Below are 13,679 nucleotides of genomic sequence, written 5' to 3'. Positions count from 1 at the left end.
AACTTCGTTCTTTCCTGGAGAGCTTCATGGCCACCCTCACCAAGACCGCAGCCTTCTTGGCGCTCGCGCTGACCGCAAGCTTGGGCGCCTGCCAAGTGTTCGCCGCCGACAAGCCAGCCGGCCAGACCATCTCCACCCTGGACGGCAAATTCACCTTCGGCCTGCCCAAGGCCTACACCGCCGATGCACTGCCGGCCGGCGATGAAGCCCACGGCACCGCGGGCGCCAGCGGCACGATGTACACCAACCAGGCGGGCAAAAGCGTGGTGATCGTGGCCGAGACCCTGCGTAATGACGGCATCACCATCAAGGACAACGACCCGCAATTTCTCGACGGCGCGGTGACTGGATTCGTCAAGGAGCAAAGCGCCACCCTGCCAGACTTCAAGAAACTGGGCGAAATAAAGCTGGTCCTCAAGGGCTTGGGCATGCGTCAGGTTGACAGCACGGCGACCATGGGGGGCGGCAAGACCCTGACCTCGACATTCTTCGCCGGCTCCGGCAATCACCTGCTGGTAATCCAGGCGATTTCCCGGGCCGATGATGCCAAGGGACATGGCGTGTTGGTGAAGCAGATTACGGGCGGCAAGTAAGCCGATTTCCACGGCTATCGCTTTGTTTAGGGCAGGCTCTTTTGGAGCCAGTTCTTCAGGTCCTGCACTTCGGCATTACTGATGGTATGGGTCATGCCCGGATAACCATGAAACTCCGGTTTCAGCCCCAGGCCCGACAACACCTCATTGGCCCGCGTGGCCGAGGCATACGGCAACGCTTGGTCCAACGTGCCATGGCCGATAAAAATCGCCAGCTTGCCCAGTTGCTCATCCGGCTTGAACTGAGTCTTGAGCTGAGCCTTGAGCACCGGCAACACGCTGCCACTCAACGCCGCGATCCCCCGCAGCATTTGCGGCTGCCGTAAGCCCACCTCGTACGACATGATCGCTCCCTGGCTGAACCCCACCAGGAATACTCGGTCGCTCTGGGTGTGATACTTGGCCGTGGCCTGGGCGACAAAGTCCTCGATCAGCCGTGCGCTGCTCTGCAAATCGACGGTCTCGCCATCGTAGTCGCCATTGCCGGGCGTCTTGCGAAACCAGCGATAGCCATCCTCATCCACCGTTCCCGGTGCTCGAACTGACAGGTAGCTCCAGGTCGACGGCAGTTCATCCCTGAGACCGAAAAGGTCCTGCTCATTGCTGCCAAACCCATGGAGAAAAATCACCAGGGGCTGGTTGCGTGAATCACTTTGAGTCTGCTCCAGGTACGACAGCGGCAAATCCGTGTGCAGGGCAGATTGGCCGTGGGCGGCACCCGCACACAACGTCAGCGCCAAGACGATCAGTTTGAACATGGGGATCAACCTCAAGGCTTGCGCAGCAAATAAGTGTCCATGATCCAGCCGTTGGCCTGGCGCGCCGCCTTGCGCACACGCTCAATTTCATCGGCAACCTCAGCCACCTTGCCGCTGATGAGGATCTCGTCCGGCGTACCGAGGTAGGCGCCCCAATAGATATCCATGTCCTTGTCCGCCACGGTGCGGTAGGAGTCCTCTGCATCGAGCATCACCACCAACGTATCGGCGTCACTGACCTGCCCCGCCGCCAACCGGCGACCTGTGGTGATCTCGATGGACCGGCCGATGCGGTTCAGCGGCACTTTGTGCTGGGCCGCCAGGGCCTGGACGCTGGTGATGCCGGGGATGACTTCGAACTCGAATTCACAGCGGCCAGTGGCGAGGATTGCCTGGAGGATGCGGATGGTGCTGTCGTACAGCGCCGGGTCGCCCCACGCCAGGAATGCGCCCACTTCACCATCGGCCATTTGTTCGTTGATCATCCGCTCAAAGGTCTGCTGCTTGTCGCGATTCAGGTCCTGCACAGCGGTGGTGTAGTCGATTTCACCGCGTACTCGCTCGGGGCAATCAGCCTCGACAAAGCGGTAGTCGTGATCGGTGATATAGGTCTCGCAGATTTCCCGACGCAGGTCGATCAGCTTGTCCTTGCTCTGGCCCTTGTCCATCAGGAAAAACACGTCGGTGCGGTTGAGCGCCTTGACCGCCTGCATGGTGATGTAGTCGGGGTTGCCGGCGCCAATGCCGATGATCAGGATGCTCTTCATGGGAAAGTCTTCATGAGGTGTTCTCAATGCGGGGCGGCGATTTTGCCATGTTCCGGCTACGAGGCGTGAGTTTCCAGGCGCAGGCGCCAGACACCGTTGAAACGCAGCTCGGTGGATGACAGCGGCTCCACGTCGATCAGATAGAACATCGCGATCGGACATTGCATGACGTGCAGCAAGGCAGCACGGATGATGAAGGGATGGGTCACCGCCACCACGTGTCCTGGATTAGCTTCGAGGGTTTGCATCCACTGCCCTACCCGCTTGCAGACCTGTTGCACCGACTCGCCACCATGAGGGGCGCTGGTGCTGTCGGTAAGCCAGGTCATCAACTCGTCGCGGTCGACCTCGTCGAGGTCCTGGCCCTGCCAACTGCCGAAATCACCATCGCGCAAGGCTTCATCGACCTTTGCGCCGTTGCCGAACAACGTTGCCGTTTGCCGGGTTCGGGCTTCAGGACCACAGAGCAGGCGCAGGTTTTTCTTGAAACGCCCGGCCAGCGATAACGGCACCTGCCGCCAATCCATCTCCAGAGACTGGTCGATAGGGAATTGACCGCGTTTCTGATACGGCGTCGTGGCGTGGCAAACAAGGGTCAAACGTGTGGCCTGCATCCCCTTCTCCTCTGGTGTGGGAATCACGTGTGCAGTCAATACTGCGCCAGCCCCTTGCCTGACAAGCCAATTGTTCGCAAATTTCCCCGCCAAGTTGACGAGCGGACTTGCGAATGTTCAGATGCTGCCCTGTTTCAGGTGCCTCATGCCGCCGTGCATGGGGTGAAACGGGAAACCGGTACGCTCATCCGAGCAAGTCCGGTGCTGCCCCCGCAACGGTATACGCGTGACCTCTTCGACACACCACTGTGGCCAAACCGCCATGGGAAGGTGAAGGGTTCCAGACGCGTGAGCCCGGAGACCGGCCTGGAGTATCTGTTTGGCAAAATCCTGCGGTGGGCGGGCATGGGCCGGTATTGGCGTGTGCTCGGTACCTTCTCCTGCGTGCTTCTGCGAAAGAAACTTTTCGAGAAGACTATGATTTTTCAATGCTCCTGTTTTCAACGCGCCTATGCGACTACCCCGACCCTGCTCCTGGGTTGCCTGTTCAGCCCCCTGCTGCTCGCCGATGGCAACGCCCTTGAACTCAAGCAGCAGATCGTTTCCGCCCCCTCGGTAGAGTCCACTACCGTCGCCGACATGGCGCAATACGGCAGCAAGGTCGAGATCGTCACTCGCGAACAGATCGAACGCGCCGGCCCCAGCGCCGACATCACCCGCGCCATGCAGATGTTCATTCCCGGCTTCTACATAGCGCCAAAAAACGGCCCGTTCGACTACGGCACCTACTCGTTGCTGGGTGGGCGCAATGACGACACCTTGATCCTGCTGGACGGCGTACGCCTGAACAATCGCCTGTACGGCGGCCTGTACCTGGACACCTTGCCGGCCAACGCCGTGGAGCGCATCGAAGTGCTCAAGGGCGGGCAAAGCTTGCTGTTTGGCACCCAGGCGGTGGCGGGCGTGATCAATATCGTCACCCGCAGCCCGCAGACGCGTGACGCCTCCGGTGAGGTGAATCTGGGAGTCGACACCTTCGGCGGGACTACCGGCGATGCCCGCACCGAGCGGATTTTCAGCAACGGTTTCGGCGACCTGGGCCTGCTGGCCTACGTCAGCCACAACATCTCCGAGGGCTACCAGCCGTTTCGCAACAGCGACATGAGCAACGTCACCGACAAGAAACGCTCCTACGAAGTCACCACCTTCGGCGCCAAGGCGATCCAGTCCTTTGGCGACGATTCACGGCTGGAACTGTTTTACCAATACGCCGATGCCAACCTGGATTTCGCCAGGGCCACCAACAATCGCAAGACCACCAATGACCGGGTGCAACAGATCGCCACGGCGACCTTCGAGCAAAGCATCAACGAACGTCTGAGTTACTTCGTCAAAGGGCATATCAATGACTGGGACACGCGATACTCGCGGGTCAACAACACAACCAACGGCGGCAGCTGGGTGCGCAACCACAACGACTATTGGGGCTTTACCGACTGGGGTGTGCAAACCGAAGGCAAGGCCGAGTTGCAAGGTGGCCACGTGCTGGTGTTCGGCTCCGATAACCAATGGTTCAAGGGCCAGGATGATGTGCTGATCATCGACAACAACAAGGCCCAAGCTCACGCGCTCTACACCCAGTTACGGCCGAAGATCGACGCCCTGCCCGACTGGCACCCCAGCATCGGCATTCGTCACGAAGCTATCGACGGTGGCGACAGCGCCACCGTCGGCATGCTCACCTCGCTCTACGACCTCACCGACAACTGGCAATTGCGCGGCCAATACGGCAGCGCCTACAAACTGCCCAATGCCGAGCAACTGTTCGCCAACGAGGATGACGAAAAGGGCAATCGCAACCTCAAACCGGAAAAAAGCCGCAACGCCGAGTTGGGTATCGACTACAAGGGCAGCCTGCTGGGCCGCGAGTTCAGCGCCAGCGCCACGGTGTTCCGACGCAAGATCACCGACCTGATCAGCATGGACGACATCCAGTGGGTCAACGTCCAGGGCCAGGTTCAGATGCGCGGCTTCGAGGCGGATGCCAAGCTGCAACTCAACAATCAATGGAGCGTGCAGGCAGACATGACCCGCAACCTCACCGAGTCCCGCACGGGTGTCACTATCAATGACATCCCAGGCTTCTTCGCCCGTTCGCGCATTGGCTATGAATCGGAAAGTAAACTGTGGGGGGCCGGAGGTGCGATCCGTTATATTCGCGATGTTATTAGCTCGAAAAAAGTCGAATATGGCCACTACTCGGTGGTGGACGCCGACGCCTATCGTTACCTGGATAGCGCGCACCAGCATCGCCTGAGCCTGTTGGTGGAAAACCTGTTCGACCGCGACTACGTCACCAGCCGCTCCAGCAACGTCGACAACCTCGGTCGGCCGTTTACCTCGGAGGTGCGTTATACGTATCGCTTTTGATGACCGAGACTGAGCCCAGTGTTCACGACGAGGTGGAGACGCACCCGGACTGGTCACACATACCCAGGCACGCCCACCATGTGTTCTTGTGTACCGGCCCGCGCTGTGTCAAGCGCGGGGCCTTGCAGTTGTGGAAAACGCTGCGCCGGCGGTTGCTTAAGCACGAGCGCATCGAGACGCCGGACGGCGTATTGCTGACCCGTACTCACTGCCAGTTCCCCTGTAACCTGGGGCCGGTGCTGACGGTATACCCGGACACATGCTGGTATCACGTGCGCAATGAAGCGGACGTGCTGCGCCTGGTTGATGTGCATCTGGTGGGCGGTGAGATCGTCGACGACTTGCTGATCAAGGAGCGCCCATGAAGCGCACGTGGTGGCTGCTGAGTGCACTGCTCTGGGTGATGCCTTCCCTGGCCGATGGTTACCGCAACTGTGGCCAGGCCTGGCCCCTGCCCCACTTGCCGCTATCGCGTATCGTGGCCCTCAACCAGCACGCCGCCGATATGCTGCTGGCGTTGGACGCAGGCCCGGCGCTGGTGGGTGTGGCGTACCTGGACGACAACGGTACGGCGAACCCGCACGGTAAGTATTTCGGCGTGCCGGTGATTGCTCGCAGGTACCCGTCCAGTGAAGTGTTGTACGCGCAAAAACCCGATCTGGTGGTCGGTGGTTTCGCCAGCGCGTTCGGCAATGGCGTCACCTCCCGCACAGGCCTTGCCGGCAATGGTGCGGCGTCGTACCTGCTGGAGTCGGCGTGCGACGGGCACTCGCTGGATTTTTTCGAACATATCCGCAACGACCTGCAGACCCTCGGCGCCCTGTTGCATAAACAGCAAAGGGCCCAGGTACTGAGCGACGCCATGGACGCCGACCTGGCCAGCGCCCAGGCGTTGATCGGGCCTGGCAAACCGTTGTCAGTGTTCTACCTGGACAGCGAAGTTAACGGCCTGGACAGCGAAGGCCGGCGCGGTTTCGTCACGGCCCTGTTGGCCGCCGCCGGGGCGCGTAATCTGTTTGCCGGGATCAACCAATACCGGGTGACGGTGAACAGTGAAACCTTGTTAATGAGCGACCCGGACGTAATCCTGCTGGCCGATGCCCTGTGGTCCCCCGCCAGCCGCAAGCGCCAATTGCTGACCACAGACCCAGTGTTGTCGCGCCTGCGGGCGGTTCGGGAAAACCGCATGATCGATATCCCGTTTACCCACCTGGTACCCACGGTTGGCAGCGCCAATGTGGTGCTGGGACTGGCGCGGCAGTTCAGGGACATGCGCCAGGAGTTATCCCCAACTCTCTGAACGACTGAAAACCAGGTTCGCATACCAGTCAATGCTGATTGCAATAGGTCAATAGAGTGTGAAGCAGGTGGTCGATAGCCTCAGATACACCTTCAACCGCAGGCGCCAGTGCCTCACGATCCTGCTGTTCACAGGCCTTCTCCAATACCTCACAGCAGCGCGTCAATGCCTGCGCGTTGACCATACGAGCACCGCCCTTGGCCCTGTGGGCCAGGTCATGCAACCTGGGGAAATCCTGCGTGCGCAGCAGTTGCGGCAGTAACCCGTGGTCCACCTGCAAACTGTCGAGCAATGGGGCCAGCAGCTCTTTAAGCGCCTGGGTGTCAGCGCCTGTCAACTTTACCAGGTGGCTCAAATCAATATTCGCTAGCGGCTCGGGCTCAAAGGGCTCGGCAACCGAGGGCATCCCGGTACGTGAAGCCAGCGCCGCGCGCAGGTCCTCAAGGCCGGAGGGTTTAAACAGGCAACCGTCCATTCCGGCCTGCAGGCACAGGTCCACTTCCTCAGGCTGAGCGTTGGCGGTAAAGCCCAATAACAAACAGGGGGCCAGACCTTTGGCCTGCTCTTGCCTGCGAATATCCCGCGCCAACTCGTAGCCATTTTTAAACGGCATGTTGCAATCGGTGATGACGCCATCAAAGCACTCCTCTTGCCAGCGCTCAAGGCCCTGAATACCGTCCTCGGCGGTACTGATCCTATGCCCGAGAAAGCTCAGTTGTCGGGCGAGCAGCAAGCGGTTGGCGGGATAGTCGTCCACCACCAGAATATTCAATACATGGGCCGCAGATGTTTGCGGGGTAGCCGATACCGCCGGGGTGGGCGGTGAAACAGTAGCTGCCAACGATAACGTCACGTCGACCCGCGTGCCCTGCCCAACGACACTGCTCAGTTGTAGTTGACCGCCCATCATCTCGCACAGGCTGCGGCTGATCACCAGTCCCAGGCCAGAACCGCTGCGGGCCGCCTGTTCGGTGTTGCGGCCCTGAACAAAGGGGTTGAACAGCCGCGCCTGGTCGTCGGCGCTGATGCCAATCCCCGTGTCCTCCACCCATAACTTCAGGCTCAAGTAACCGCTGGCAACGGCCGGCGCCCCCTGGGCACTGAGCCGAACCTGGCCGCTGCTGGTGAACTTGATGGCGTTGCTCAAGAGGTTGGATACCACCTGTTTGAAACGCTGCGGGTCAATCAGCACAGGACGATCAATCAGCGGATCTAGCTCCACCTGCAGCGACAAGCCTTTGGCCCGCGCCAGGCCCTCGAAAATTCGCGCCGTTGATTTCAGCAATTCATGCAAGTTCGAGGGCTCCAGGGTCAAGGACAGGTGCCCGGATTCGATGCGTGCAATGTCGAGAATATCGCCGATCAACTCCAGCATGCCCCTCGACGCATCGGACGCCACTTCCAGGGCATCGCGGTCTACCCGGCCCTGTTCGGCGTTTTTCAGGGCCAGTTCGATCATGCCAATAACCGCATTCATGGGGGTGCGAATCTCGTGGCTCATGGTTGCCAGGAAGGTGGTCTTGGCCCGGTTGGCGGCGTCGGCGCCCTCCATGGCCTCCTGCAATTGCCCCAGCAAACGCTGACGTTCGCTGACATCCACCCAGCCAGCAATCATGCCCACCACCTTTTCGTCACCGTCACGGTACGGCAGCATCCAGTGGTAAATGGTCAAGGTCGCGCCACCTGGAGCCTTGAGTACACGGTCGTGTATCTGCGGCTCTCCCTGCTCCATCAGCCGCAGGTAGTCCTCATGATAGGACTGGGCCTGGGGCGGGTTGCCCGTATCGGTCTCAACTACCGTCTTGCCGATCACGTTTTCAAGCTTGAAGCCGAACACCTCAAGGTAAGCGCTGTTACAGGCCATCAGCCGCCCCAGGCGATCACGAACATAAATCGGATGCGGGGTGCCGTCGATCAGTACGCTCATAAAACGCATCTGATCACTCAGGGCTCGCTCGGCCTGGGCTCGCTTGCGAATCAGGCTGCGCAGGTAGATCACCCAGCCCAACGTCACCAGCAAGAGCAGTGCAGCCAGGGAAAAAACCTGGATGATCGTATTACGGTGCTGTGACCAGTAGCCGTCTTCGATGACTACTTCAGTGCGCCAGCGATTGGTCAACTCATCCATTTCCTGAGGTGTAATGCTCAATAGCGCCTTGTCAAGGATCGAGTACAGCTCCAGTTGGCTGCGGTTGACCCCAAAAGTGATGCGGGCAGGCTGCGAGCCAACCGTGCTGGTCACACGCAAACGGTCACGGTACTGACGGGCAATTACGTAGCGGGCGCTGATTAGCGAGCTGAGCGCCGCATCAGCCTCGCCGCTGGCCACCAGCTCCATGGCCTGCACGGGGCTCTGCACCTCCACGAACTTTATGCCGGGATAATCCTGGGTAATTCTTTCACGCAGGACGTTGCCACCAATCATCGCAAGGCGCTTGCTCGGCATGTCCTCCAGTGTGAGCGGATTGCCTGTGCCGCTGCGACTGACCAGCACGAAGGGGTTGGTCAGGTACGGGCGGGTAAAACGTATCTTCTCTTCGCGCTCCATGCTGGGGGTGATAACCCCCATCATCTCGACAGCGCCAGCGTTGACCTGATCAACTTGCCAGGGAAGCGAGCCGCCGCGCACCACATCGAACTTCAGCCCGGTACGCAAGCTGACCTGGGCCAGGACCTCCGCACTCAAGCCCTGAAACTGGCCCTGTTCGTTGAAAAATGAAATCGGCACAAACTCGTCGAGCACCGCCACCTTTACCCGCGGATGCTTGTCCAGCCAGCGCTGTTCACTGGCACTCAGGCGCAGGCGGGCCTTGCCGATAAAACCGAGATTGCCAGCGCTCCAGCGGCGCAGGATCTCCATTTGCTCGCTGACCGGGATCACTTGCAGCGCCGCATTGACGATGCCCAGCAGTCGGGTGTTGTCGCGCGAGAATGCGAAAGCGAAAGGATTGACCTCCAGTGTAGAAAAGTCGGCCATGCGTACGTTATTGAGGTGGTTTTTAATGATCAGGTAATTGGTGCTGATCGCATCCCCCAGGTAGACATCCGCCTGGCCGAACGCAACAGCGCCAATGGCTTCGAAGGTCGACGGGAAAAGTTGCAACCTAGCGTTGGGGTAAAACGCCTCTACCGCCGCCGGTTGCATGTAGTGATAGAGCATCGCCAAGCGCTTGCCCGCCAAGTCGGGGCTCAGGGCCTGGCTGTCATCCATGCGCGTCACTAGCGTCGGTTGGTCGTTGGCATACGAACGCGATAATACAAGCTGCGGGTCCGCCGCCTCATAACCGTTAGCCGATCCCAGAAAGTCCACCTCGCCGCGCTTGAGCGCCGCGATCACCTCATTGCGACTGTCGTAGCACCGAACCAGGACCGTGACGTTCAAGGCCTGGGCGATCAGCCCTGCGTAATCGGCAGTAATGCCCTCTAGGTCACCATTATTGTTAGTCAAATCAAACGGCGCATAATCAGGGCCGGAGACCCCCATCACCAACGTGCGCCGCTCTCGCAACCAACGCCAGTGCGACTCACCCAGGGTCACCGGCTGACCGTCAAAGTAGGAGTGCCCCAGTAAATGCAGGGACCGTGGTTCGCCAAAGGCCAAGCCCGCGGTGGATAACAGGCTCATCAACAAGAATGCTGTGAACCACCGGCCCAAGGAAACTGACATTTCAGATCAGATGGTTGCGCTGGGCGAACTTGGACAAGTGCACCACCGACGACATGCGCAGTTTCTCCTTCAATCGGGTTTTATAGGTGCTGATGGTCTTGTGGCTCAACAGCATATCCTCAGCGATATCCTTGTTGCCCAGGCCAAGGGCCAGTTTCTGCAACACCGTCAACTCACGGTCCGACAATGCAGCCACCAGTTGTTGCTCGGTGGATTGCAAGTCATCCCGGCGCACAGAGCTTGTGGGCAGGCTGGGAAAGCAACTGTAGTTGGACATGACGGCCTTGATGGCTTTTTGCAGCTCATCCAACTCGCCGGTTTTTGCGACAAAGCCCATCGCACCAGCACGCATGCAGCGCGTTGAGAAAAACACTGCCAGGTAGGAGGTCAACACCAGGATTTTGCACGGCAGGCCCAGCGCCTTGATCCGGCTGATCACCTCCAGCCCACCCAGCTTGGGCATGGCCAAGTCGAGGATGACCAGGTCCGGCCGCTCCTCCCTGGCGATCTGCATGGCGTCAGCGCCATTGCCCGCCTCAAAAATCTTGTCGAAGCCTTCCTGCTTCAACAGATACTTAACGGTTGCACGAATGAACGGATGATCATCCACTATTAACGCTTTGCTCATGCGACTCCCCTGGGAAGACACCACCCTGATTGATTCCATTACCGACGACTCGATCATTTCATCAAGGTGCCAGTACCCTTGCACATCACGCGGGGCCTATCTACCTGTGAGAAATCACAGTTCCGACGAGCGGCGCTGTATAAACAGGAACAACTCAGATACGCCTGGCCCCGGTTCTTGAAAAGACAGCACCTTCAATCCCGACTAGGTGCAAGGGCGCAACATTAGCAATGAAGGGACGCTTCAACTGAAGGGCAAGTCCTAGTGGCTTGTAGGACTTCTCCTCACAAAAATATAGTCAACGTTGCTGACTCACCAGGTGGGAGGCAGGGCGCGTGGCCCCGCGACATGGTAAAAAACTGCTGTTGGGTGGGGTGGGGTTGAGGGACGAAGGCTACTCGGTAGTGCTGGGGCTCCAGAACGCTTGAACTACCAGTGTCGACGTGGAAATGCGCGCTACCAGCGCATCCAGTTCATCCCCATCTACCGACGTCACCGCCAGGGTGGCTTCGATTTCCACCTCATCACTACCAAATGGCCGCACGTCGACATCACTGGCCGGGTAGTTACAGCGCGCCAGTTCCGCCTCCAGCAACGCCAGCACGGCCTTTTGCTGAGTACGCCGGGCGATCACGTAAAGGACGTTGGTGACCTCGGCAGACACCACATCCAGCGGCTGGCGGTTGATATTGTTGACGATCGGCCGCAACAAGGTATTGGCCGCCAGTACAAACAACGTGCCGAGCAACGCTTCAAGGATCAGGTCGGCACCGGCGCAAGCCCCCACGGCCGCCGAGGCCCACAGCGTGGCTGCGGTATTGAGCCCACGCACATTGCCTTCCTCGCGCATGATGACCCCGGCGCCAAGAAAGCCGATGCCGGACACCACGTAGGCGACCACCCGCACAGCGCCTTCGGCACCGCCCAGGCGGTTGGCCATGTCGACGAAAATTGCCGCCCCCACCGCCACCAGCACGTTGGTGCGCAGGCCCGCTGTGCGCTGGCGGTACTGACGCTCAAAACCGATCAGCCCGCCGAGGATGAACGCGGCGCTGAGGCTGACCAGAGTATCGATCAAGGAATTGAGGTTAATGTTGTTGATGGCTTGCATCAGAAATCTCCATTTATTGCCAGCCAAACCGGCGGATGTAAAAGCCTTTCACCGCCAGGGTCAGCGCCATGTAGGCCAACAGAATCAGCGGCAGGAACACGGGCACGGCAGGCTTGGCCCGCCTGTCGCAAACGACAGGCGCGTCCGTAGTCCCGTGAGATGAGTCACGGACTGTTCAGCGTCGATGAGAGGGACGTCGGGGTGCAGGCCTGGAATGGCCGCTACCGGGATGCCGCTGCTCGCTTATTCGGCGAGACAACGGCATGGGATATGCGCGTTATCTTGCCGAGAATGTGCCGGTTACCGAGACCGGCCGACAACTGTCACTCGAACAAGTACCCACTGAGGGTCTCCGCTATTGATAAAAACGCGCGAAGCTTACGCCCCGTTTTCTGGAGAGTAAACCGTAGGAAAGTTTCCGTATGGGGAATAAGAAGATTCTTCAGGAAGGGTTCAGGTAGCACGTCTGCAGGAACCAGGCGCCCTCCTGGTTCCTACAGTTTTCGCTATCAGCTGGCCGTCGCGAGCAACAAATCCCGCATCGACCGCCCCTGCCCGCGACTACGATCATGCTCATACAACGAAGCCGCAATCTCATCCGCCCGAATCGGCAATATCGACAGCAACGTATCACTCAAGCCATGACTGGCCTGGCTAAACCCCTGCATATAGATCCCCGCCTTGCACCGTTCATCGGTCACCACCCGGTAATCGCGGCTGACCTCAAAGTCACCCATGTACGTCTCAAGCGGCGCCAGCAACTGGCGATGCATCTGCCGCTCATACCCGGTCGCCAACACCACCGCATCATAGTGATTCAGGCTGGTTTCCCCGGTCGCGTTATGACGCAACACCAACTCGACACCCAAAGGCCCGGCGCTGGTTTTTTCCACGGTGGTGAGGGTACGGAACGCATGGCGGGCAATGCCAGAGACTTTTTGGCGATAGAAAATCCCGTAGATCCGCTCGATCAAGTCCAGGTCCACCACTGAATAGTTGGTGTTGTGGTACTCATTGACCAGGCGCTCACGCTCGCTGCTGGCCTGCTGGAATACCAGGTCGGTGAACTCCGGGGAAAACACCTCGTTGACGAACGGGCTGTCATCCGCCGGTTTCAACGCCGAGCCGCGCAGGATTATGTCGACCTGCACCGACGGAAAACTGTCATTGAGGTCGATAAAGGCCTCGGCCGCGCTCTGCCCGCCGCCGATGATCGCAATGCGCATCGGCTTGCCGTCGACACACGGCTGCTGGGCCATACGCGCCAGGTATTGGGAATGATGGAACACCCGCCCGTCATCCTTGAGCGACCTGAACGCCTCGGGAATTCGCGGGGTACCGCCGGCACTGACCACCACCGAGCGAGCGGTGCGAACCAGCTGTTCGCCCTGGGCATCACGGGAGATCACTCGCAGTGCTTCAACCTGCTGTTGGTGCAGGATCGGCTCGATGGCCAGCACTTCCTCGCCATAGCGGCTTTGTTCGCCAAACTGCCCGGAGACCCAGCGCAGGTAGTCGTTGTACTCCATGCGGCATGGGTAAAACGTGCCCAGGTTGATAAAGTCCACCAAGCGGCCGTGAGCCTTGAGGTAGTTGACGAAGGAATAGGGGCTGGTGGGATTGCGCAGGGTGACCAAGTCCTTGAGGAAGGAAATCTGCAGTTCACTCTGGCTTACCAGGGTATTGCCGTGCCAGCGGTAGTCGGCCTGCTTGTCGAGAAACAGCACGTCCAGCTTGCCCTGGGCCTTCTCTCGCTCTTGCAGGGCGATGGCCAGCGCCAGGTTCGAAGGGCCAAAACCGATACCGATCAGGTCGTGAACCGCGGGCGATGCAATTGCCTGTGTCATTCCAGTGTCCTCTGGATAAGCCCC

At 59.5% G+C, this 13,679-nt stretch carries 11 protein-coding genes and 1 riboswitch; of the genes, 4 read left to right on the top strand and 7 right to left on the bottom strand.

From position 1 onward, the window contains the following. Positions 1–26 precede the first annotated feature (26 nt). On the top strand, positions 27–593 hold the full coding sequence (locus ACZRKZ_RS16425) for a DcrB/PsbP domain-containing protein (RefSeq protein ID WP_463968828.1): 567 nt from the start codon (positions 27–29) through the stop codon (positions 591–593). A 26-nt stretch (positions 594–619) separates the two neighbouring features. Here the strand turns inward: ACZRKZ_RS16425 and ACZRKZ_RS16420 are convergent, their stop codons facing one another. Genes ACZRKZ_RS16420 through ACZRKZ_RS16410 form a run of 3 tightly spaced genes read right to left on the bottom strand, consistent with a single transcriptional unit; the run spans position 620 to position 2,732 of the window. Beyond that, positions 620–1,351 (bottom strand): alpha/beta hydrolase, encoded by a 732-nt coding sequence (locus tag ACZRKZ_RS16420; RefSeq protein ID WP_463982109.1) that lies wholly within the window; start codon positions 1,349–1,351, stop codon positions 620–622. Between the two features lie 11 nt (positions 1,352–1,362). Next, positions 1,363–2,118: a precorrin-6A synthase (deacetylating) gene (cobF, locus tag ACZRKZ_RS16415; protein WP_463982108.1), complete on the bottom strand. Its 756-nt coding sequence runs from the start codon at positions 2,116–2,118 to the stop codon at positions 1,363–1,365. A 56-nt stretch (positions 2,119–2,174) separates the two neighbouring features. Beyond that, complete coding sequence (locus ACZRKZ_RS16410) at positions 2,175–2,732, bottom strand: histidine phosphatase family protein (protein ID WP_463982107.1); 558 nt, start codon at positions 2,730–2,732, stop codon at positions 2,175–2,177. Between the two features lie 119 nt (positions 2,733–2,851). Further along, positions 2,852–3,056: riboswitch (cobalamin riboswitch) on the top strand. Positions 3,057–3,149: 93 nt separating this feature from the next. On the opposite strand from ACZRKZ_RS16410, the gene ACZRKZ_RS16405 reads away from it, so the two are divergent. Genes ACZRKZ_RS16405 through ACZRKZ_RS16395 form a run of 3 tightly spaced genes read left to right on the top strand, consistent with a single transcriptional unit; the run spans position 3,150 to position 6,402 of the window. After that, positions 3,150–5,102 (top strand): TonB-dependent receptor plug domain-containing protein, encoded by a 1,953-nt coding sequence (locus ACZRKZ_RS16405; protein ID WP_463982106.1) that lies wholly within the window; start codon positions 3,150–3,152, stop codon positions 5,100–5,102. Beyond that, complete coding sequence (locus ACZRKZ_RS16400) at positions 5,102–5,467, top strand: (2Fe-2S) ferredoxin domain-containing protein (RefSeq protein ID WP_463982105.1); 366 nt, start codon at positions 5,102–5,104, stop codon at positions 5,465–5,467. Before ACZRKZ_RS16405 ends, ACZRKZ_RS16400 begins: the two co-directional genes overlap by 1 nt. Further along, positions 5,464–6,402 (top strand): ABC transporter substrate-binding protein, encoded by a 939-nt coding sequence (locus ACZRKZ_RS16395; protein WP_463982104.1) that lies wholly within the window; start codon positions 5,464–5,466, stop codon positions 6,400–6,402. Before ACZRKZ_RS16400 ends, ACZRKZ_RS16395 begins: the two co-directional genes overlap by 4 nt. Positions 6,403–6,430: 28 nt before the next feature. On the opposite strand, the gene ACZRKZ_RS16390 is transcribed toward ACZRKZ_RS16395, so the two are convergent. From ACZRKZ_RS16390 to ACZRKZ_RS16375, 4 genes are all read right to left on the bottom strand, one after another. Next, positions 6,431–10,027 carry a transporter substrate-binding domain-containing protein gene (locus ACZRKZ_RS16390; protein ID WP_463982103.1) on the bottom strand — a complete coding sequence of 1,199 codons (3,597 nt, stop codon included), beginning with the start codon at positions 10,025–10,027 and terminating at the stop codon, positions 6,431–6,433. A gap of 43 nt (positions 10,028–10,070) precedes the next feature. Continuing rightward, positions 10,071–10,697 carry a response regulator gene (locus tag ACZRKZ_RS16385; RefSeq protein ID WP_133101191.1) on the bottom strand — a complete coding sequence of 209 codons (627 nt, stop codon included), beginning with the start codon at positions 10,695–10,697 and terminating at the stop codon, positions 10,071–10,073. 394 nt (positions 10,698–11,091) lie between these two features. Further along, positions 11,092–11,808 (bottom strand): MgtC/SapB family protein, encoded by a 717-nt coding sequence (locus ACZRKZ_RS16380; RefSeq protein ID WP_149413659.1) that lies wholly within the window; start codon positions 11,806–11,808, stop codon positions 11,092–11,094. 509 nt (positions 11,809–12,317) lie between these two features. Further along, entirely contained in the window at positions 12,318–13,655 is a 1,338-nt protein-coding gene (locus tag ACZRKZ_RS16375) for a lysine N(6)-hydroxylase/L-ornithine N(5)-oxygenase family protein (protein ID WP_463982102.1), read from the bottom strand. Positions 13,656–13,679: the final 24 nt, after the last annotated feature.

Source organism: Pseudomonas sp. c313 (genome assembly GCF_055407145.1).
Note: the sequence above shows the minus strand (reverse complement) of the source record. Positions and strands in the feature narration are given on the sequence as shown.